Source organism: Kribbella sp. VKM Ac-2569 (assembly GCF_004216905.1).
GTDB lineage: Bacteria > Actinomycetota > Actinomycetes > Propionibacteriales > Kribbellaceae > Kribbella.
In genome coordinates, this window is the sequence record NZ_SGXJ01000002.1 from 492,628 (window position 1) to 512,362 (window position 19,735).

The window sequence follows — 19,735 nt, forward strand, 5'->3', positions numbered from 1 at the left end:
AACCGATGTCCGTCCCGACTCGGCCGGCGCGCCCGGAGGATCTGCTCGGCGCCGCCGAAGCTCGCGTAGCCAGCTGGCGAGCGGCGTTCACGGGCCTCGTCCCCCAGGACTTCCTGGACGCGATGGATCCGGCCTCGATCGCGACCTCCTGGGCGGACAGCATCGCGGCCGGACGGTCACGGCTGTACGTCGCAGTCGCGGGCGAGCAGGTGATCGGGTACGCCGGTGTCGGGCCGGAGCGTGATGAGGCTGCCCCACCGAACACAGGCGAGCTGTACGCGCTCTTCGTCCACCCCGACCACTGGGGAACCGGCGCCGGCCGCGCCCTGACCGACGCCGCCTGCACCGACCTTCGCGATGCCGGCTGCACCACAGTCTGCCTATGGGTGCTCGAGGCAAACATCCGCGCGCGCCGCTTCTACACCCGCTACGGCTTCACAGAAACGCCCGACCGCACCTACTCCTCGCTCGGCAACCTCCCCGAGATCAGGCTGACCACAGCCCTGGTGTGAAGGTTCCGCAAAGCCGGAACGATTCCTCCGATGGTGACCTGATCCATCACTACGGTGAACCACTTTCCTAGATCTGGTTCATCATGTGGAGGTTTTACCAACAATGATCGCGCTCATCGTGATCGGCGTACTCGTCCTCGGGCTCGCCGGTTTCGTCTTCTGGTTCCTGAAGATCCGCGATCCGCTGAAGGGCGAGGACTTCTACAAGTTCCACGCCGAGCAGAAGTGGGCGTGGGAGCTCACGCTGACGCCGGAGCAGGAGAAGGCGTTCATGGCCGGCCTCGAGGCGTACGACGACGAGCGCGGCTGCTACCCGATGCGCGAGGAGGGCATCCTGCGGGTGTACGGCCCGATGATGCTGATCTCGCTGTTCTGGATGACCGAGCGGTTCGCCGCGATGGGGCCGGCCGCCGTACAGGATCCGGCAGGCGCCGTACAGCAGTTGATGACGGACGCCGCCGACGGCGAGACCGACGGCATCCTCTACTACGACGACGAGTGGATGGGCGAGGGCGTCGAGCAGGTCGACGGCATGGACAAGTACGCCTTCACCGACGCGATCATGTCCGCGACGCACGCGCAGGGTGTGGACCACGAGTTCGCCGGCGGGTACGCGGACGAGGACAAGGGCTTCGTGACGATGGGCGTCCTTGCCAAGAGCCCTGAGCATGTGGCCCAGATGTACGAGGACGCGTACGCCGTCTCCGGCCCGCAGGCCGAGCTGAACAACCGGCTGGACGTCATGCGCGAGGTCATGAAGCCGGAGAACCCGGAGTACGTCGCGGCGCACGACCGGGCCGAGGCGGAGAAGAGCAAGTACATCAACACGTTGATCTTCTGCTTCGACCGCGTCGTGAAGCACTACAACGACGCGCGGCCGGAGATGCAGTACGCCGAACCACGCGACGTACTGTCCGTCGTGATGGCGCAGATGCTGGAGGACGGGCGCTCCGGGTACACGTGGACACGGCCGCCGACGCAGGAGCAGCACGAGCTCGCGCTGGCGATCCTGGGCAACCGGGGCTAGTTGGGTGCACAAAGATCGTGAGGACGCCGCGGCCGCCGTACTGACCGACCTGGCCGAGTTGATCGCCGGCGCCGCCCCGCGGGGGTGGAGGCGCGCCGAACTACACGGGTATGCGCTCGGGGAAGGTTCGTCCGGGCATCGTGGTTTCCGCTTCCTGCCGGACGACCTGAACGAGTACGGCGCGAACGACATCGACGTCCACCCGAGTCTGTGCGCCCTGCATACGTTGCTGGGGGCAACGGAGCACCTCACGATCGATCTTGAACTGGAAGCCCGCGGCCGTTTTCGCGCGATTCTGAGCGAGCGGCTCGATCGCACGGACGGCCGCGGCTTCCGGTATCTCCTAGACCCGCAGTCCGAGCCGCCTGAGGTTGGTGTGCCGGCTTCTACCGCTGGCGAGGTCGGGGATCCCGCCGAAGCGGTTGCCCTGCTCAACGAATACCAACAACGCCTACATGCGGTGCTGGAGCTGCCTGACAAGCCGGATCTTCCACCGCCGCTGGAGGAGTGGGATCTCGACTTCACTCTGCCGAACGACCTCAGTGCGTTGTACGCCGTTGCCGACGGCGGCGGCGGGCATGTGCAGTTCCACGGCTTCGCGTGGTTCGGCCTGGAGATGCTGGAGGAGCTGAGCTCGGACCACTGGTGGGTGACCCGCGGGTGGCGGCGCTTTGTCCACAACTCGTTCGTGACCGAGTTCGGGCCGCCGGCGGCGATCCGACGGGTGGGCGATCATCGGGGCTGGATTCCGTTCGCCACCGACACGTTTGGCGACTACCTCGCCGTTGACATGGCGCCCGGGCCGAACGGGCGGCCCGGTCAGGTGATCCTGATCGGACGCCACCAGGACGCGGGTCCGATCTACGTCGCGGAGTCGGTGACCGAACTGATCCGCTCCCACGCGGACGCGCTGCGCTCCGACCGGATCGAGCACGACGAGGACGGCCAACTGTGGATCAACTCAGGCGATGCCTACCACCACCAGCGCCGGTACGACGACGTTTGCCGACTTACTGTCAGTGGTCGGGATGCGGGACCGGTCCGCGGGCTGACCGCGGAGACGCGTGAGTTGCTGGTGCACGACGCGCCTTGGGTCGATCTCGGAGCGGTACGTGAGGCGCCGGCGCTGGTGAAGTTCTCGATCCACAACTGCGCGGGGCTCGACCTCTCACCGCTGCAGGAGACGTCGGTCGAGGTGTTGTCGCTCGCGACCGACACGATTGACCTGTCCGGTCTGCATGGGCATCCGACCATCGGCCGGGTTGTCCTGCGCAGCGCGAAGCCGGTTGATCTGCGACCGCTCGCGTCCTGTCCGAACCTGCACACCCTCGACCTGACCGACGCGCCTGCCGCCGATGTGTCCGCGTTGGGTCAGCTGACCAACCTGCGCTACCTGCGAATGCTGCGCCCACAGTGGCAAGAGTTCCTGGCCGCCCAGCCGCTGCCCGCGTCACTGGCAGTCGCCGAACTCGCCGAGGAGCCACCGCGAGAACGAAAGTTCTACTGGTCCTTCGACAAGGCCTACGAGAAGACCCGCCGCCCAACGATGGCCGACGCCCTCGAATGGGCAGAGAACCTGACCGGCCAGGCAAGCGACATCCTCACAATCAAAGGCAAATTCAAGCCGTAGGTGTGCATAAGAACAGGAGGTACCAGAGCCTCCCCTAGTGCACCTGAGCGTGGCGGGGTCCACGCGTACGGCGTCTCACCGGTGCACTACCTGTCCTTGTGCACACCGGACAGCAGGCTTGTTGCTGTTGCTTGGAGGCCAGCCTTCATTCGGGTGAGGTTGTAGCCCTGCTCTCGGAGGGCGTTGTGTAGGTCGGCTGCTAGCGGTGCTAGCAACACGTGGGCTGTGTAGTCGGCGTCCAGTTCGGGGCGTGTGGCTTCGATCAGGTGGGACAGGTGGCGGTGCCAGAGGTGGTACGAGCCGATGCGGTAGCGCGCGCCGTCCGAGGCGTTCTCGCTGTCCATGAACAGGGCGACGTGCCGATCGAGTAGGTCGAGGTACGCGTCGAGGAACGCCAGCACCCGTACGACGGGTGGCGCTCCCGGCCCCAGAGGCGGCGGCCCGCTGATGATCTTCGCCTGCAGTTCCTGCTCGCGCTCGTCGAGCAGCGCGACCGCGAGGCCGGCGCGATCACCGAATCGGCGGAACACGGTCCCCTTCCCCACGCCCGCCTCCGCGGCGATCGCATCCAGCGAGACGTTCTTCACGCCCCGCTCGGTGAACAGCCGCTCGGCGGCCTCCAGAACACGTAGCCGATTGCGTCGCGCATCCGCCCGCTCCGGCCGCGGCTCCCCCACGACCGGCAGACTCCGTTGTAAAGCGGACCGCGGTCCGGTACTGTCGTTCATAAGACGGACTGTAGTCCGCTAAAGACTCTGGAGGAAGCAGACATGAGCAACGCTCGGATCGCGATCGCCTACCACTCGGGCTACGGGCACACCGCGAAGCAGGCCGAAGCGGTGGCCGCGGGCGCCGCGTCGGTACCGGGGACCACGACCGATCTGGTGCCGCTGGACGAGCTCACCGAGGACGTGTGGGAGCGGCTGACAGCTGCCGACGCGATCATCTTCGGCGCACCGACGTACATGGGGAGCCCGAGTTGGGTGTTCAAGAAATTCGCTGAGGAGAGCGTGCGGATCTGGGCGGCCGATCTCGGCTGGCGGGACAAGATCGCGGCCGGGTTCACCAACTCGAAGGCGATGTCCGGCGACAAGCTGAACAGCCTGGTCGACCTGGCTGTGTTCGCCGCGCAGCACGGGATGATCTGGGTCGGCCTGGACATCTACCCGGGCTGGGCGGACAGCACCGCGAGCATCGAGGACCTCAACCGGCTCGGCAGCTGGCTCGGCGCGATGGCGCAGTCCGACGCGGACCTGTCCGCGGAGAAGGCGCCGCCGGCCACCGACCTGCGCACCGCGGCCGCGCTCGGCGCGCGGGTCGCGACCGTCACGCACCGGCATCTGAGAGGAGCACTGGCGGCCTGATGGCATGGCTCATCCTGCTCGCCGCGGCGGCGTTCGAGATCGCGTTCGCGCTCAGCCTGAAACCGAGCGAGGGCTTCAGCCGGCTGTGGCCGACGCTCGGCGTCCTCGTGTTCGGCGTGATCTCGGTCGCCCTGCTCGCGAAGACACTCGATCGCCTCCCGGTCGGTACGGCGTACGCGATCTGGACCGGCATCGGCTCGGTCGGCGTGGTCATCCTCGGCATCGTCCTGTTCCACGAGCCGATCACCCCGACCCGCCTCGCCTGCATCGCCCTGATCGTCACCGGCGTAGTAGGCCTCCGCCTGGCCGGCGCCGACTGACCCACTGCATCTCGTCGCGTCCCCCACGTCCCCTCACACACCTCATTTGCTGGGTAAGCCAGCGAAATGCTGGGTTCCACACCCTGATAGCCGGTCACAAACCCCCAATTTGCCTGGCTCACCCACGAAATTGGCTGGTCAACCCAGCAAGTGCGGAAGCTGGAGGGGGTCAGCTGGTGGTGCGGCGTCGGCGGCGGGTGCGGGGGCCGGTGGGGAGGTGGGTGTCCAGGGGGAGGTCGTTGGTGAGGGTGGGTCCGCCGGCCAGGAGTTGGTGGTAGGCGGACCAGGTGGTGGCCCGGGGCGGGATGTTGCCGATGGCATCTACTCGGGTGACGGGGTGGGCGCCTTCGTGGATCGGGTCCCAGAGGTCGGCGTCGCTGCGGAGACCCCGCAGTTCGCCGAAGAGCTCCCGGCCGAACCAGCACGGGTAGCTCTCGCCGTCGTCGTACCGGCTGACGCCGATCGGCGTGGAAGCCTCGGCGACGAGCGACCAGACGGTGGCCGACGTGATCCCGGGCTGATCACCGAGCAGTACGACGATCCCGTCGGCACGCCGGTCGACCGCGTCCAGGGCCGGCACGATCGACGAACTACCGGTGTCGGAATGCGGTGACTCGACCACCCGCACCCCGTCGAGATTGATCCGGTCGTGGACCTGCTCCGACGCGCTGCCGAGCGTCACGACCAACTGGTCGAACGAGCATTCCCGCGCGCTCTCCAGGGCAGCGCCGAGCAATGTGCCGCCCTGATAGGCCAGCAACTGCCAGGGAGATCCGAGATGCGGTGAGCTGTCTGCGCCCAGCAAAAGCCCCGTGATGAACATTTGCGGGTCAACTCCCTGCCCGGGACGGCGCGACCATTCGACGACCCTTCTGCTGGTCCCCGAGCGTACGCAAGCCGAGCCTCGATCGAACCCCTTGCCGAGGGCACGTGTCAACGACCGTCCGGAAAGTGGTCGGAATTGACCGGAAAATGGGCAGTCCGCTGGTTACCGCAGGTCAGCGCAAATATCAGCGCAGTACCGAAGCGAACGCTTCAAGCGCCGGATATCCGGCATTTCCGGCGACGATCGTCGTCACTCCGGAACCCACCAGGAGCAAGGCGTTCTCGTTCTTCCGGTCGAGCAGCACCTTGCGTTGCCAGGTCACGCCGCCGACCGACGCCGTACCGTCGTCGGACGTCCGGCCGAGCTTGTCGGCGACGTATTTTCCGCCGCTGACATTCGACTGCTCGAGGCCGACGTATTTCTTCTCGTTCGTCACGACCCCGAGATGCCAGGTGATCGGCTCCTGCTGCGGAGTGCGGAATTCCACGCTGGTCGCGGTCCACCCGGACGGCATCGGCTCCGGCCCGCGGACCCAGGCGGCGGCCTTCCGGGCGTCCTCCAACTGGGCGGTGTACTCGACCGGGTTGGGCGCCGCCTCCTTCTTCGGCCGCCACGTGACGGTGATCAGGAACGCGACCACGGCGAGACAGATCACCAGCGCGAACACCATGTTCCCGACGGTCTGCGACTTCCGCTTGTCCCGCCGGTACGCCTGGCGGTACTCGTTCGCCTCCGCCTGAACCTGCGCCCGCTCCCGCGCCTTCACGTCAGCCTTCGCATCAGCCTTCACGTCAGCCTTCTCCTGGGCTGCAGCCTCGTCGGAAGCGTCCTGACCTGTCGAACTCATGACGACAGTGTCTCGCGAGGTGCAATCCGCCCGAACAGCGGCCACAGGCGTTGGCTACGATCCGTTGGCATGAGCGAGCGCAGCGAGCGAACAAAAGCAGAGCCGACCTTGTCGCTCATGCTGGAGCCGAGCGCCAGCGAGGCGGAAGCATGAGCGACCCGACCACGCCACCTGCCCACTTGGAGGTCGATGCGCACGCGCCCGACCGGAACCTCGCCCTCGAACTGGTCCGGGTCACCGAGGCCGCGGCGATGGCGGCGGGCCGCTGGGTCGGCCGCGGCGACAAGAACGGTGCCGACGGCGCGGCGGTGAACGCGATGCGTACGCTGATCGGCACTGTCGGTATGGACGGCGTGGTGGTGATCGGGGAGGGCGAGAAGGACAACGCCCCGATGCTGTACAACGGCGAGCAGGTCGGCTCCGGCGAGGGCCCGGAGTGTGACGTCGCGGTCGACCCGGTCGACGGTACGACGCTGGTCGCGAAAGGCATGAACAACGGCATCGCGGTGATGGCCGTCTCCGCGCGGAACTCGATGTACGACCCGTCCGCGGTCTTCTACATGGAGAAGCTCGTCGTCGGCCCGGAGGCAGCCGAGGTGGTCGACATCCGGCTCCCGGTCGCGGAGAACATCCGCCGGGTCGCGAAGGCGAAGGGCAGCTCGGTCGACGACGTCACCGTCGTACTGCTCGACCGGCCGCGGCACGACGAGCTCGCCACCCAGATCCGGGCCACCGGCGCGCGGATCAAGTTCATCTCCGACGGCGACGTGGCGGGCGCGGTCGAGGCGGCCCGCCCGGACACCGGTCTGGACATGTTGCTCGGCATCGGCGGTACGCCGGAAGGCATCATCGCCGCCTGCGCGATGAAGTGCCTGGGCGGGAAGATCCAGGGCAAGCTCTGGCCGCGGGACGAGGCGGAGCGGCAGAAGGCGCTCGACGCCGGGCACGACCTGGGCCAGGTGCTCGACACCGACGACCTGGTGAGCGGCGACGACTGCTTCTTCGTCGCGACCGGCATCACCGACGGCGAACTGCTCCGCGGGGTCCGCTACGGCCGCTCCACGGCCCGCACCCACTCGCTCGTCATGCGCTCCCGCAGCGGCACGATCCGCTCCATCGAGAGCGTCCACCAACTGGAGAAGCTCCGCGCCTACTCCGCCATCGACTTCGAGCACGCCCGATGAGTACACCTGTCCTCGTCATCGGCGAGGCTCTCGTGGACATCGTCGCTCCGGCGGCGAAGACCACCCGCAACGGCAACGGCAAGTCCAAGGCGATCCCGGGCGGGTTCGCCGCCAACGTCGCGGTCGGCCTGGCTCGGATGGGTGTGCCGACCGAGCTGGTAGCCCGCTTCGGCACCGATCCGTACGGCGATCTGCTCGGCTCGCACCTGTTCGGGAACGGCGTCCAGCTCGCGCCCGGCACGGTGGACCCCGGGTCCCGGACCAGCACCGCCACCGCGACCCTGGATTCCGACGGGGTGGCGACGTACAAGTTCGACATGACCTGGGATCCGCCGGAACTGTCCCTGACCCGGGGCTGCCCGGCGATCCACACCGGGTCGATCGCGATGATGCTCGAGCCCGGGGCGACCGCGATCCGCGAGTTCCTGAAGTCGGTAGCCGATCAGCCGGTGACGGTCACGCTCGACCCGAATGCGCGGCCGGCGATCACCCCCGATCCGGTGGTGGCATGGTCCGCCGTTCGGGAGCTCGCCGCCCTGTCGGACCTGGTGAAGTTGAGCGACGAGGACTGCGAGTTCTTCCGGCCCGGAGTGTCGCTCGACGACATCGCGGAGGAGCTGCTGACCGCCGACCGGACGCAGTGCGTGGTGATCACGCGCGGCGGCCACGGCGCGCTCGGCGTCGGCCGGGACGTCCGGGTAGAGGTTCCGGCGCCGGTGATCGAGGTGGTCGACACCGTGGGGGCCGGCGACTCGCTGATGGCGGCGCTGATCACGGGCCTGCTGGCGCGCGGGTTGCTCGGCGAGCGGCGGCTGGCCGGATTGACCTCCGAGGACCTGCGGGACGTCGTGGACTACGCGGTGAAGGCGGCGGCGATCACCTGCACCCGCCACGGCGCCGACCCGCCGACCGCGGCCGAGCACACGGAGAAATGGGGTTCCTGAGGGTGTCTGCCGAAACCTGGACCTCCGAACTGGAGTCCAACGGCAGCGTGGACTTCCGGCCGCGCCGCAGCAGGCTCGCGGTGCGGCTGGCCGGATTCGGCTTGCTGATGGTGCTGTCGGCCTGGACGAACGTCGAGCATCTGCGCGCGGACGGGGTGTCGGGCGCACTCGGCGTACTGCGGCTGACAGCCCTGGCGGCGTTCGTCTACGGCACCGGCTGGACCGCGTGGCAGCTGATCACGAACCGCCCGGTCATCACGGTGGACGCCGAGGGCGTCACCCGGGGCCGCAGCCTGCAGTGGTCGGGCATCACCAGTATCGACGAGCCCGCCGGCTGGCCGCTGGCTCGTGCGGTACAGATCAACCCGGCGGACCGCCGTACGCGGCCGATCTCGATTCCGCAGGATCATGTCGGGGACCTGGAAGCGCTCGCGCCCTGGCTGCGCTCACTCCACGAGCAGCACCGGGGCTAGTTCACCAAGCTGCGTACTGCGCTGAGGTGCTCACGGGAGCGGGCCGCGGCCAGCTCCGGGTCCTTGGCGCGGATGGCGTCCGCGATCGCCTCGTGGGCGGCCTGGTCGTGGCGATGCCGGTGCTCCTCGTCGAGCTTGAGCATGTCCATCATCGCCCGCCGGATCCGCGGCACGAACGTGTCGAACAGTTCCGTGAGTACGGCGTTGTGCGCGGCCGTCACCACCGCGCGATGGAACGCGAGATCGGCCTCGATGTACCAGTCGTCGGGCGCGTTCACGGCAGCCCGTTGACGGTCCGAGAGCGTGTAGCGGAAGTTCTTCAGGTCCGCCGGCGTACGACGGGTCGCCGCGAGCCGCGCGCCCTCGGTCTCGATCGCCAGCCGGCCTTCCAGTACGTCGGTGATGTCCGCCTTCCGCAGCACCTTGTCCCAGTCCTCGGCGGCCTGTAGCGCGATCACGAACACGCCCGCGCCCTGGCGACTCTCCAGCACCCGCCGGCCGGCCAGTTCCCGCACGGCCTCGCGGATCGTGGACCGGCCGACGCCGAGCTGCGCGGCCAGCGTGGTCTCACCGGGGAGCTTGGCGCCGAGGACCCATTCACCGCTCCCGATCCGGCGCAGCAACTCCTCGGCTGCCTGCTCGGCGAGCGGATGACGGCGAATCATGACGGACATTCTAGAGGTGATCAGGTTGTCAGCTTGTCTGAGGAGTTGATACGGTGCTCGGCATGCGCTTGCTCCCGGGTCTCCTCCTTCTTGGCCGCCACGGCGGGAGCTGATTCGACCGGCGCTCCCTCCGTGGAGTGCAGTCGTCCGCCGGTCCTCCCCGCTCCTCGGAAGGACCACCCGTCATGAATCGTCAGCAGCCGTCCCCCATGCCCAGCCATCGCTACCGCGACATCTTCGACAGGGTCCCGGTCGCACCCGTCGACCGCACCTGGCCGGACCGCCGGATCTCGCAGGCGCCGCTCTGGGTGCCGGTCGACCTCCGGGACGGCAACCAGGCGCTGGCCGACCCGATGGACCCCGAACGTAAGCGCCGGTTCTTCGAGCTGATGGTTGCCATCGGCTACAAAGAGATCGAGGTCGGCTACCCGTCCGCGTCCCAGACCGACTTCGACTTCGTGCGACTCCTCGCCACGTCTGATCTGGTCCCGGACGACGTCACGATCGTGGTGTTCACGCCGGCCCGCCCCGACCTGATCGAGCGGACCGTGGAGTCGGTCGCCGGCATGCGGGGCGACGTGGTGATCCACATGTACGCCGCGACCGCGCCGGTATGGCGGGACGTCGTACTGCGTCGTACCCGGGACGAACTCGCGGAGATGATCTACGCCGGCTCCGAGGAGATCCTGCGGCTGGCCGGGGACTCGGTGCGGTTCCAGTTCTCGCCCGAGGTCTACAACCTGACCGAGCCGGACTACGTGCTCGAGCTGGCGGATCGCCTCACCAAGCAGTGGGACGCGACGCCGGAGCGACCGGTGATCCTGAACCTGCCCGCGACGATCGAGGCGGCGACACCGAACGTGTACGCCGACCAGATCGAGTACATGCACCAGAACCTGCCGCGCCGCGACGGCGTCATCCTGTCGGTGCATCCGCACAACGACCGCGGTACAGGGATCGCCTGCGCGGAGCTAGCAGTGCTAGCGGGAGCGCAGCGCGTCGAGGGCTGCGTCTTCGGCAACGGCGAACGCACCGGCAACGTCGACATCGCCACTCTCGCGCTCAACCTGCACGCGCAGGGCGTCGACCCGATGATCGACTTCTCGGACATCGACGGGATCCGCGAAGTGGTCGAGTACTGCACGCGGATGCCGATCCATCCACGGCATCCGTACGTCGGGGAGCTCGTCTACACCGCCTTCTCGGGGACCCATCAGGACGCGATCCGGAAGGGGTTCGCCGTACAGGGTCCTGGTGTCTGGGAAGTGCCTTATCTGCCGATCGATCCGGCGGATGTGGGGCGTGGGTACGAGGCCGTCGTACGGGTGAACAGCCAGTCCGGTAAGGGCGGGATCGCGCATGTGCTGGAGTCTGTGTACGGCATTCGGCTTTCTCCGGAACAGGAGCGGGAGTTCGCGGGGCACGTGCAACGGCGTACCGACGCGACCGGGCGGGAAGCGAGTGCGGAGGAGTTGAAGGCGTTGTACGAGGAGGTTTACGGGTGCTCGAACTGAAGGACGTCGACTTCGTCCGGGACGGCAAGGCGTTGCTGTCCGGGGTGTCGCTGACCGCGGGCGGGGGTGAGCGGTGGGCGCTGCTCGGGCCGAACGGCGCTGGGAAGAGCACGCTGCTCGGGTTGTGCGGCGCGGTCACGCATCCGACCCGCGGTACGGTCGAGATCCTCGGACGCCGGCTCGGTACGGTCGACATTCGCACCCTGCGTGAGTCCATCGGGCACGTGAATCCGCGCCACCCGCTGCGGTCGCCGCTGAGCATCCGGGACGTCGTACTGACCGGTCTCACCGGGACGATCGAGCGCATGCCGCGCTGGGAACCGACAGCCGACCAGGTACGGCGTGCTGCTGAGCTGATCGAGCTGCTCGGGATCGGCGGGCTGGCCGGCGCGCACTGGACCACGCTGTCCCAGGGCGAACGTGGTCGGGCGCTGATCGCGCGGGCGCTGATCTCGGACCCGCAGCTCCTTCTGCTGGACGAGCCGTCGACCGGTCTGGACGTGGCGGCACGCGAGCAATTGTTGGAGACGCTCGACCAGATCCACCTGAGCCACCCGCACCTGGCATGGGTCCTCGTCACCCATCACTTGGAGGAGCTCCCCACCTGCACCACTCACGCCGCCCTCCTCCGCGAGGGACGCGTGCTGTCCGCAGGCCCGGTCGACGACGTGGTCACCACCGAACTGATCTCGGCGACCTTCGACCATCCGATCGAGATCAACCGCCACGCCGGCCGCTGGACCGCAACCGCCCAACGAGGTACCCAGCACCGCTGAGCAGCCCGAGTACGGCGCAGATCCCGGCGAGCCAGAGCCAGAACCCTCGGTCGTCCCGCGCCGACTCGACTGCCCAAACCGCACGACCCTTCGCGGGCTCGGCGATCACGTACTCGACGGGTACGACGTCGCCGAGCCTGAAGAAGTGCTCGCCGGGGTCCCGATCGGTCTCGAACGTGTGGTCGACACCGCCGACGGAGTAGCGGATGTCCACCGTGCCGGAGCTCTTGTCCAGCAACCCGGGCTCATGGATGACGACCACAGTCCCATGGGTGATCGCGGTCGGCTCGTCCGCCGGCCGCGCCACACTCCGTGCGTGCAGACCCAAGGCCCCGAACGGGATCGCGATCAGCAGGAAGAACGCCACCAGGCTGCCCGGCACCAGCGGTGCTCCGCGCCGCCGCCATCCGGAGGCATGGGCAGCGTGCCGCCCGGTCGGCCCCTCACCGGTCGCGGTCTCCACCGGGCTGACGCCCCGGACCCAGAGAACAGCCACGACAACCACCATCAGCACCAGCCACGCCACCACCACACCGAGCCCGATCATCCCGCCGACGAACGCCGAGTCGCCGACCGAACTGTGCGCCACGAGGCCGACCAGAGCGCCGACTCCAGCCCCGAGCGCACCGACAAGGAGCATGACCACGATGGCCCCGATGCCGAACAGGGACGAGCCGGAGTCGGCCAGCTCGTACGCCGCCGCCGGACCACGTACGAACGCCCAGCTGAGCACCCCGCGAAGCCGACCCATGTGCCAAGTGTCGTCTACAGTGAGTCCTGCTCCGGGGGTGGAGTCGTGAGGGCTGGGGGCGACATGACTGTGATGGGCGAGCGACTGCCCGAGGCCTGGATGGTCGAGTGGCATCGCAACGGCCGCGTCGAGTTCCCGCTCCGCCGCTGGTCGTTCATGCAGTTTCCGATGCTGCTCGTGCTACCCGTAGCAGTCATGGGCGCGAGCGGCGTCCCGGACATGCTCGACAGCGGATGGCGCGTCCTCGCCTACCTGCTGATCACGATGTACGCCGCTCTCGTGGTCGGGCTCATCTGGCAGCTCGTCACCCAGCGCCCGATCCTCGTCATCGACCACCGAGGCATCCACCAAGGCCGCCGCCGCCTCATGCCCTGGGACGAGATCGGCTCCATCGGCCCCGTCTCCGGGTCCAAAATGGCCGGCCAGCTCCCCGTCCACCCGAAGAACGTCTGGGCCAAGAACCTCGTCCTCACCCAGCAACACGTCAACGACCTACAAACCCTGCAAGCCTGGCTAACCGAACTCCTGACAACCCACCGCGAAACCACCACCACCTAGGCAGCAGGCGTGGTCTCGTCGAAGCGCACCACGAGCTGGGCATGGAACGCATGGGCGATGCGCTCCAAGAGCGCGAGGGTAGGCACGGTCCCGCCGGCCTCGAAACGCGCCAGCGCGGACTGCGTCATCCCAGCAGCCTCAGCCAACCTCGTCTGCGTCCAGCCACGCTGCTCACGCATCGTCCGAACGGTCGCCCCCAGTTCGAACGCACGGCGTGTGGCGTCGTACGCGTCCAACGCGCCAGGCTCGGCCATCCGGCGCTCCCGCAAACCATCCCATCCAGTCCGGCCAGTCACCTCAGTCCTCCTCCGTCGCTGAGACCACGTGCGCTTCCCGTACACATTTTCGGTACGCCCGCACCGCCCTGTCGATCTCCCGAACCTCCCGCATCCGGCTCTTCCTGAACACGGTCAGCAGAACGATCCGCCGGTCGGTCGCGATCCAGTACGTAACCCGCATCGCATCCTGGTCGAGCCAGAAGCGCAACTCGCGGAGCTTTCCCTCGATCTGTTTGGTGTACGGCTCCCCCAGCAGCGGACCGCGGTCAGCAAGGAGATCCACGTAGAAGGCGACGCGTGCGAACAGATCGGTCGGTAGAGCTTCGAGCCAGGTACGCACCTCGGCTTCGAGTTCAACGGTACCCCAGGACATAGCAAGGATGCTATAACGATCTCGCTACTGTCGGTTACAGCGGTGGGTCAGGTGAGGCCGAGGCGTTTGGAGAGGCGGGGGCCTCGTTTGATTTTGATTTCGCCGAGGATGGCGGTGCCGCGGATGTGGAAGCGTTTGGGGGTGGCGGGCTGGGCGTTCGGGTCGGGGACGGCCTTGAGGCCGGCTTCCTGTTCGGAGACGGAGCCGAGGATGGGGTTGCTGTCGAGGAGGACGATCGCGTTCTGCGGGACCCGAATCTTCACGTCCGCGAGGATCGACTTCACGTCGATCGTGATCTCGTCGAACGGGATCTGCGCCTCGGTGTAGTCGAGCGTGACGTCGCCGAGGACCGCGTTCACCTCCTGGCGCTGCGGGACCAGCCAGCTCCCCATCCGCTTGGACTCGGACATGAACACGTTGATCACCGGGCCGGTCTCCACCAGCGCGCCGCCGTACTGCGGAGTGGTCGACGGCACGCTCTGCGCCCGCGGGCCGGTCGGCAGGTCGGCGGTCAGCTCGACCAGTTCGCCGTACGTCTTGGAGGAGTACAGCGTCTCGAGCCGGTCCTCGAGCTCGGTGTACGACAGCCGGCCCTCGCCCGCGGCGTCGCGGAGGATGTCGGCGACCTCCTCCCGCTCGAGATCGGACACCCGGCGCCGCAGCGCCGGATCGTCACCGCCCTGCGCGGGCACGACATCCTGCGGGCGGTTCTCCTGGGGAACGTCATCCTGAGCCACCCCAAAACCATACGCGCGCCCAGCGGCCACTGCCGCCAGGATTCTCCCCCGATTCACCCCTGACCCAATCCCTGACCACGCCTCATACTGACGACCATGAACTGGGGCAGGGTGCGAAGGGCGAGGGTTGTCGCGGCGGTGTACTTGATCGCGTTCGTGAGTCTGTACGGCGGGGTCGCATGCGTGCTGCTCGCGCAGTTCACCGGGCAGGAGCGCCTGGCACTCGGCGGACTCCCGTTTGTCGTGAGCGTGGTCGCGTTATTCGTTCTGGCCTGGCTGCTCCGTGAGCAGCTCTCCGAGCCGGCGAGTCGATGGACGGCGCGGATGAGCAACCATCAGCGCGCATACCAGCGACTCGCGTCGGGGGTCGAGCTGCGGCGGGCGTGGCAGGTGCTACGGGGGTGAGGGTCGCCTGACCGTCGGGTGAGACGGAGGTCGCGTCGGCGGGCGGGGTGGGGAGAACTAGGCTTTGGGTGTTCAGTCCAGTCTGTGTGGAGGTATGCCCGGTGTCTGCCGACTTCAACTACTCCGATCTGTTGCCGTTGGGTGCCGACGAGACGGAGTACCGGCTGCTGACGACGGAGGGTGTCAGCACGTTCACCGCGGGCGATCGGACGTTCCTGCAGATCCAGCCGGACGTGCTGCAGGCGCTCACCGCGGAGGCGATGCACGACATCTCGCACTACCTGCGGACCGCGCACCTCGAACAGCTGCGGCGGATCATCGACGACCCGGCGGCGTCCGGGAACGACCGGTTCGTCGCGCTCGACCTGCTGAAGAACGCGAACATCTCGGCCGGCGGCGTACTCCCGATGTGCCAGGACACCGGCACCGCGATCGTGATGGGCAAGAAGTCCGAGGGCGTACTCACCGGCGCGGTCGACGAGGAGTGGATCAGCCGTGGCGTGTACGACGCCTACACCAAGCTGAACCTGCGCTACTCGCAGATGGCCCCGCTGAACATGTGGGACGAGAAGAACACCGGCTCCAACCTCCCGGCGCAGATCGAGCTGTACTCGACCCCGGCCGGCTCGGGCGACCCGGCGTACAAGTTCCTGTTCATGGCCAAGGGCGGCGGCTCGGCGAACAAGTCCTTCCTCTACCAGGAGACGAAGGCGGTCCTGAACCCGTCACGGATGATGGAGTTCCTGGACGAGAAGATCAGGTCGTTGGGTACGGCGGCGTGCCCGCCGTACCACCTTGCGGTCGTGGTCGGCGGCACGTCGGCCGAGTTCGCGCTGAAGACCGCGAAGTACGCCTCCGCGCACTACCTCGACACGCTGCCGACCGCGGGATCGCCGGTGGGGCACGGGTTCCGGGACGTGGAGCTGGAGGAAGAGGTCTTCAAGCTCACGCAGGAGTTCGGGATCGGGGCGCAGTTCGGCGGGAAGTACTTCTGCCACGACGTCCGCGTGATCCGGCTGCCGCGGCACGGCGCGTCCTGCCCGGTCGCGATCGCGGTGTCCTGCTCGGCGGACCGGCAGGCGCTGGCGAAGATCACGCCGGAGGGTGTGTTCCTCGAGCAGCTCGAGCGCGACCCGGCGCGGTTCCTGCCGGACACCACCGACGAGCACCTGTCCGACGACACCGAGGTCGTGCGGATCGACCTGAACCGGCCGATGAGCGAGGTCCGCGAGGAGCTGTCCAAGCTGCCGGTGAAGACGCGGCTCTCGCTGAGCGGTCCGCTGGTTGTGGCGCGCGACATCGCGCACGCGAAGATCAAGGAGCGGCTGGACGCCGGCGAGCCGATGCCCTCGTACCTGCGGGACCACGCGGTGTACTACGCGGGTCCGGCGAAGACGCCCGAGGGTTACGCGTCCGGGTCGTTCGGGCCGACGACGGCGGGGCGGATGGATGCGTACGTCGATCAGTTCCAGGCGGCCGGTGGGTCGTTCGTGATGCTTGCCAAGGGCAACCGGTCGGCGAAGGTGACGGCGGCGTGCAAGGAGCACGGCGGGTTCTACCTCGGGTCGATCGGCGGGCCGGCGGCGCGGCTGGCGCAGGACTGCATCAAGTCCGTCGACGTGATCGAGTACCCGGAGCTCGGCATGGAGGCGATCTGGAAGATCCAGGTCGAGGACTTCCCGGCCTTCATCGTCGTCGACGACAAAGGCAACGACTTCTTCACTGACACCCGCAAGCCCGTCCCCCTCACGGTGCGTCCACGCAGTTGACGTGGTGGGGGGATCGTCGGACCCTCGGAGGTGGGGGTGGTGGCGATGGGCCGGCGGATGTTGCGGGCGGGGAACCGGATCGGCGTGTGGATGTACAAGACGCTGGACGGGCGGTGGGCGAGTGGGAGCAAGGACGTTCACGTCCTGATGCTCACCACCCCCGGCCGCCGGACCGGCGTACCGCGGTCGACGTGTGTGCGGTACGTCGATACGCCCGACGGACTGCTCGTCTGGGGCACCGGATCGGGCTCCCGCCGGGACCCGGACTGGTTCCGCAACCTCCGCGCGGCGCAGACCACCGACGTACAGATCGGCGCTGTGCACACGACCATGCGTGCACAGGAACTGACCGATCCCGAGCGGCACACGGTGTGGACCGACGTCATCCTCCGCGAGGACCCGCGGATCGGCCGGTACGCGACGAAGGCGCAGCGGACGATCCCCGTCGCCGTACTGAAACCGGCCTGACTCTCAGCCGGCCTTGGTGTCGGCGACTTCAGGCAGTTTGAGCATGAGTTTCTTCGCGGCCTGGACGAGATCGGCTTCGTTGTGGCCGAAGGCCTGGAGGTAGCTCCTGAGGGCGGATCGCAGTAGCTGGAGCTCCTCTGCTTGCAAATCGATGGTGTACATATCTCCAAGCTAAGTCCAAACCGGGAAGTTGGACCCCCTCGTGACCCACCTGTGTTGTCAGGCGCTGTGGAGCTCCTCCGCGATCAGGTCGGGCTGGTGGGTCGTCGGCGCGACGGGCAGTCGCCAGGCCGGCGGCGCGGACCAGGACTGCCAGTCGTCGGAGAACGGCGACGTCCAGGCCTCGATGTCGCGGATCGCCGCGTGCGCATCGGCGACGATCTGCTCCGCCTCAGCCGCAGTGAAACGCCCGGCGATGACGGCGCCCTCCAACTCGTCCTCGTCCTTCCACTCGATGCTGCGGTCCGGGTTGATCCAGAGATCGAGCACATGATCGACAGTGCTGGTACGGCGGGAAGCCCAGTCGCGCACATGCTCACGCTCGAGGTTCACGTACCACCCGCGGAAGGTCCCGTCCGCGTCCCAGAAGCACCAGACCGACCACGGCTTCCCGAGCGGTGACACCTTCAGGATCCCGGTCCCGCGCCAGACGTCGAGCTTCAGCACCCGGTCCGCGGTGAACATCGCGACCGGTCCGGCGTGCCGCGTCTCGCGTCCGTCGGTCAGGACCGGTTTGAGCAGCGGCGTACCCGGCGCGAGCCAGGCGACCAGCCCGTCCGCGTCGTCACGCACGACCGTCATCGGCCGCACGTTCGGCTTGTCCGCATGCCGTCCGGTGCCTTCGTAAACCCACTCGATCGTCGTACCTGGCTCCCAGTACTGCATCAGTCCATCGGTCACGACTGGGCCGGCCGGGTCATGGACAGTACGTCGAGGGCCGCGTCCAGCTGTTCCTCGGTCAGGTCTCCCTTCTCGACGTGACCGTTCTCGATCACGACCTCGCGGATCGTTTTCCCTTGTTTCAAAGCACTCTTGGCGACGGCAGCGGCGTTCTCGTACCCGATGTAGCGGTTCAGCGGGGTCACGATCGACGGCGACGACTCGGCCAGCGCGCGGGCGTGGTCGACGTTCGCCGTGATGCCGTCGACGCAGCGGTCGGCGAGCAGACGCGAGCTGTTCGCCAGCAGGCTGATGGATTCGAGCAGGTTGCGCGCGATCACCGGCAGCATCACGTTCAGCTCGAAGTTGCCTCCGGCACCGGCCACGGTGATCGTGGTGTCGTTGCCGATCACCTGGGCGGCGACCATCAGCGTCGCTTCGCAGATCACCGGGTTCACCTTGCCCGGCATGATGCTCGACCCGGGTTGCAGGTCCGGCAGCGCGATCTCGCCGAGCCCGGCGCGCGGCCCGGATCCCATCCAGCGCAGGTCGTTGCAGATCTTCGTCAGACTGACCGCGATCGTCTTCAGCTGCCCGGACAGCTCGACCAGCCCGTCGCGAGCGCCCTGCGCCTCGAAGTGGTCCTCGGCCTCGGTCAGCTCCAGCCCGGTGCGGCGGTTCAGCTCGGTGATCACCGCGGCCGCGAAACCGGGTGGCGTGTTGATCCCGGTCCCGACCGCGGTCCCGCCCAGCGGCAGCTCGGCGACCCTCGGGAGCGTCGCCCGTACCCGCGCGGCGCCGCGACTGATCTGCTGCGCGTAGCCGTTGAACTCCTGGCCGAGCGTCACCGGGGTCGCGTCCATCAGGTGCGTCCGCCCGGACTTCACCACCTCGGCGAACTCGGATCCCTTACGGGACAGGGAATCCGCGAGATGCTCGAGCGCGGGCAGCAGCTCCTGCACGACGCCGGCCGTCGCCGCGACGTGGATCGCCGAGGGGAAGGTGTCGTTGCTGGACTGCGACGCGTTGACGTGATCGTTCGGGTGCACGTCCGCGCCGAGCGAGCGGGTGGCGAGGGTGGCCAGGACCTCGTTGGCGTTCATGTTCGTCGACGTACCCGAACCGGTCTGGAAGACGTCGATCGGGAACTCCGCGTCGAACTCCCCCGCGGCTACCTGGTCCGCGGCGGCCACGATCGCGGCCGACCGGTCCGCGTCGAGCACCCCGAGCGAGGCGTTCACGACCGCGGCCGAGGCCTTGATCTGCGCGAGCGCGTGCACGAGCGCCGGTGCCAGCGGCCGCCCGGAGATCGGGAAGTTCTCCACCGCACGCTGCGTCTGCGCCCGCCACAACGCGTCGCGAGGCACCTTGACCTCGCCCATCGTGTCGTGCTCGATCCTGAACTCCGCGTCATCACCCATACCAAAAAGAGTAC

At 67.9% G+C, this 19,735-nt stretch carries 25 protein-coding genes; 14 read left to right on the forward strand and 11 right to left on the reverse strand.

Annotation, left to right across the window (positions count from 1 at the left end; all coding sequences use genetic code 11):
• Nucleotides 1–5 precede the first annotated feature (5 nt).
• The 3 genes from EV649_RS15340 to EV649_RS15350 all read left to right on the forward strand — a co-directional run bounded on the left by EV649_RS15340 (nucleotide 6) and on the right by EV649_RS15350 (nucleotide 3,169).
• The gene (locus tag EV649_RS15340; RefSeq protein WP_130384116.1) at nucleotides 6–512 is read left to right on the forward strand and encodes a GNAT family N-acetyltransferase; all 507 of its coding nucleotides are present in this window, start codon (nucleotides 6–8) and stop codon (nucleotides 510–512) included.
• 103 nt (nucleotides 513–615) lie between these two features.
• Nucleotides 616–1,539, forward strand: a complete 924-nt coding sequence (locus EV649_RS15345) for a hypothetical protein (RefSeq protein WP_130384117.1) — start codon at nucleotides 616–618, stop codon at nucleotides 1,537–1,539.
• 4 nt (nucleotides 1,540–1,543) lie between these two features.
• Nucleotides 1,544–3,169 (forward strand): SMI1/KNR4 family protein, encoded by a 1,626-nt coding sequence (locus EV649_RS15350; protein WP_130384118.1) that lies wholly within the window; start codon nucleotides 1,544–1,546, stop codon nucleotides 3,167–3,169.
• Between the two features lie 86 nt (nucleotides 3,170–3,255).
• Here the strand turns inward: EV649_RS15350 and EV649_RS15355 are convergent, their stop codons facing one another.
• Nucleotides 3,256–3,846: a TetR/AcrR family transcriptional regulator gene (locus EV649_RS15355; protein WP_241998236.1), complete on the reverse strand. Its 591-nt coding sequence runs from the start codon at nucleotides 3,844–3,846 to the stop codon at nucleotides 3,256–3,258.
• Between the two features lie 93 nt (nucleotides 3,847–3,939).
• On the opposite strand from EV649_RS15355, the gene EV649_RS15360 reads away from it, so the two are divergent.
• Nucleotides 3,940–4,533: a flavodoxin domain-containing protein gene (locus EV649_RS15360; protein ID WP_130384120.1), complete on the forward strand. Its 594-nt coding sequence runs from the start codon at nucleotides 3,940–3,942 to the stop codon at nucleotides 4,531–4,533.
• On the forward strand, nucleotides 4,533–4,853 hold the full coding sequence (locus EV649_RS15365) for a multidrug efflux SMR transporter (RefSeq protein WP_130384121.1): 321 nt from the start codon (nucleotides 4,533–4,535) through the stop codon (nucleotides 4,851–4,853). The genes EV649_RS15360 and EV649_RS15365 overlap by 1 nt, the downstream gene beginning before the upstream one ends.
• A gap of 169 nt (nucleotides 4,854–5,022) precedes the next feature.
• Here EV649_RS15365 and EV649_RS15370 read toward each other — a convergent pair whose 3' ends face one another.
• Together EV649_RS15370 and EV649_RS15375 are read right to left on the reverse strand one after the other, a co-directional pair.
• Nucleotides 5,023–5,676 (reverse strand): NTP transferase domain-containing protein, encoded by a 654-nt coding sequence (locus tag EV649_RS15370; protein WP_130384122.1) that lies wholly within the window; start codon nucleotides 5,674–5,676, stop codon nucleotides 5,023–5,025.
• 187 nt (nucleotides 5,677–5,863) lie between these two features.
• The gene (locus tag EV649_RS15375) at nucleotides 5,864–6,526 is read right to left on the reverse strand and encodes a DUF4245 domain-containing protein (protein WP_130384123.1); all 663 of its coding nucleotides are present in this window, start codon (nucleotides 6,524–6,526) and stop codon (nucleotides 5,864–5,866) included.
• A gap of 149 nt (nucleotides 6,527–6,675) precedes the next feature.
• Between EV649_RS15375 and glpX the strand changes: the two genes are divergently transcribed.
• Genes glpX through EV649_RS15390 form a run of 3 tightly spaced genes read left to right on the forward strand, consistent with a single transcriptional unit; the run spans nucleotide 6,676 to nucleotide 9,127 of the window.
• Nucleotides 6,676–7,710, forward strand: coding sequence for a class II fructose-bisphosphatase (gene glpX, locus EV649_RS15380; RefSeq protein ID WP_130384124.1), 1,035 nt, complete (start codon nucleotides 6,676–6,678; stop codon nucleotides 7,708–7,710).
• Nucleotides 7,707–8,654, forward strand: coding sequence for a carbohydrate kinase (locus tag EV649_RS15385; RefSeq protein WP_130384125.1), 948 nt, complete (start codon nucleotides 7,707–7,709; stop codon nucleotides 8,652–8,654). Before glpX ends, EV649_RS15385 begins: the two co-directional genes overlap by 4 nt.
• Nucleotides 8,655–8,656: 2 nt before the next feature.
• Nucleotides 8,657–9,127: a hypothetical protein gene (locus EV649_RS15390; protein ID WP_130384126.1), complete on the forward strand. Its 471-nt coding sequence runs from the start codon at nucleotides 8,657–8,659 to the stop codon at nucleotides 9,125–9,127.
• Here the strand turns inward: EV649_RS15390 and EV649_RS15395 are convergent.
• Complete coding sequence (locus EV649_RS15395) at nucleotides 9,124–9,792, reverse strand: FadR/GntR family transcriptional regulator (protein ID WP_241998238.1); 669 nt, start codon at nucleotides 9,790–9,792, stop codon at nucleotides 9,124–9,126. The two genes, EV649_RS15390 and EV649_RS15395, sit on opposite strands and share 4 nt — an antisense overlap.
• 185 nt (nucleotides 9,793–9,977) lie before the next feature.
• On the opposite strand from EV649_RS15395, the gene EV649_RS15400 reads away from it, so the two are divergent.
• Nucleotides 9,978–11,306: a 2-isopropylmalate synthase gene (locus EV649_RS15400; RefSeq protein ID WP_241998240.1), complete on the forward strand. Its 1,329-nt coding sequence runs from the start codon at nucleotides 9,978–9,980 to the stop codon at nucleotides 11,304–11,306.
• Complete coding sequence (locus tag EV649_RS15405) at nucleotides 11,294–12,082, forward strand: ATP-binding cassette domain-containing protein (RefSeq protein WP_130384128.1); 789 nt, start codon at nucleotides 11,294–11,296, stop codon at nucleotides 12,080–12,082. Before EV649_RS15400 ends, EV649_RS15405 begins: the two co-directional genes overlap by 13 nt.
• Here EV649_RS15405 and EV649_RS15410 read toward each other — a convergent pair.
• Nucleotides 12,024–12,833, reverse strand: a complete 810-nt coding sequence (locus EV649_RS15410) for a hypothetical protein (protein ID WP_130384129.1) — start codon at nucleotides 12,831–12,833, stop codon at nucleotides 12,024–12,026. The two genes, EV649_RS15405 and EV649_RS15410, sit on opposite strands and share 59 nt — an antisense overlap.
• Before the next feature lie 63 nt (nucleotides 12,834–12,896).
• Here EV649_RS15410 and EV649_RS15415 point away from each other — a divergent pair, with 63 nt between their 5' ends.
• Nucleotides 12,897–13,391: a hypothetical protein gene (locus EV649_RS15415; protein WP_130384130.1), complete on the forward strand. Its 495-nt coding sequence runs from the start codon at nucleotides 12,897–12,899 to the stop codon at nucleotides 13,389–13,391.
• Here EV649_RS15415 and EV649_RS15420 read toward each other — a convergent pair.
• The 3 genes from EV649_RS15420 to EV649_RS15430 are packed head-to-tail and all read right to left on the reverse strand — an operon-like array spanning nucleotide 13,388 to nucleotide 14,779.
• Nucleotides 13,388–13,645, reverse strand: coding sequence for a helix-turn-helix transcriptional regulator (locus tag EV649_RS15420; RefSeq protein ID WP_130384131.1), 258 nt, complete (start codon nucleotides 13,643–13,645; stop codon nucleotides 13,388–13,390). The two genes, EV649_RS15415 and EV649_RS15420, sit on opposite strands and share 4 nt — an antisense overlap.
• Nucleotides 13,646–13,688: 43 nt before the next feature.
• Complete coding sequence (locus tag EV649_RS15425) at nucleotides 13,689–14,042, reverse strand: type II toxin-antitoxin system RelE/ParE family toxin (RefSeq protein WP_130384132.1); 354 nt, start codon at nucleotides 14,040–14,042, stop codon at nucleotides 13,689–13,691.
• A 47-nt stretch (nucleotides 14,043–14,089) separates the two neighbouring features.
• On the reverse strand, nucleotides 14,090–14,779 hold the full coding sequence (locus EV649_RS15430; protein ID WP_130384133.1) for a DUF1707 domain-containing protein: 690 nt from the start codon (nucleotides 14,777–14,779) through the stop codon (nucleotides 14,090–14,092).
• Nucleotides 14,780–14,875: 96 nt separating this feature from the next.
• Between EV649_RS15430 and EV649_RS15435 the strand changes: the two genes are divergently transcribed.
• From EV649_RS15435 to EV649_RS15445, 3 genes are all read left to right on the forward strand, one after another.
• Nucleotides 14,876–15,184 (forward strand): hypothetical protein, encoded by a 309-nt coding sequence (locus tag EV649_RS15435; RefSeq protein ID WP_130384134.1) that lies wholly within the window; start codon nucleotides 14,876–14,878, stop codon nucleotides 15,182–15,184.
• Between the two features lie 101 nt (nucleotides 15,185–15,285).
• On the forward strand, nucleotides 15,286–16,953 hold the full coding sequence (locus tag EV649_RS15440; RefSeq protein ID WP_130384135.1) for a fumarate hydratase: 1,668 nt from the start codon (nucleotides 15,286–15,288) through the stop codon (nucleotides 16,951–16,953).
• Between the two features lie 45 nt (nucleotides 16,954–16,998).
• Nucleotides 16,999–17,421 carry a nitroreductase/quinone reductase family protein gene (locus EV649_RS15445; RefSeq protein WP_241998426.1) on the forward strand — a complete coding sequence of 141 codons (423 nt, stop codon included), beginning with the start codon at nucleotides 16,999–17,001 and terminating at the stop codon, nucleotides 17,419–17,421.
• Between the two features lie 3 nt (nucleotides 17,422–17,424).
• On the opposite strand, the gene EV649_RS40790 is transcribed toward EV649_RS15445, so the two are convergent.
• From EV649_RS40790 to EV649_RS15455, 3 genes are read right to left on the reverse strand one after another with little or no spacing between them, the layout of a single operon-like run.
• Nucleotides 17,425–17,583, reverse strand: coding sequence for a hypothetical protein (locus EV649_RS40790; RefSeq protein WP_157996245.1), 159 nt, complete (start codon nucleotides 17,581–17,583; stop codon nucleotides 17,425–17,427).
• 57 nt (nucleotides 17,584–17,640) lie between these two features.
• Entirely contained in the window at nucleotides 17,641–18,321 is a 681-nt protein-coding gene (locus EV649_RS15450; RefSeq protein ID WP_241998242.1) for a DUF402 domain-containing protein, read from the reverse strand.
• Nucleotides 18,318–19,721 carry a class II fumarate hydratase gene (locus tag EV649_RS15455; protein ID WP_130384137.1) on the reverse strand — a complete coding sequence of 468 codons (1,404 nt, stop codon included), beginning with the start codon at nucleotides 19,719–19,721 and terminating at the stop codon, nucleotides 18,318–18,320. The genes EV649_RS15450 and EV649_RS15455 overlap by 4 nt, the downstream gene beginning before the upstream one ends.
• Nucleotides 19,722–19,735: the final 14 nt, after the last annotated feature.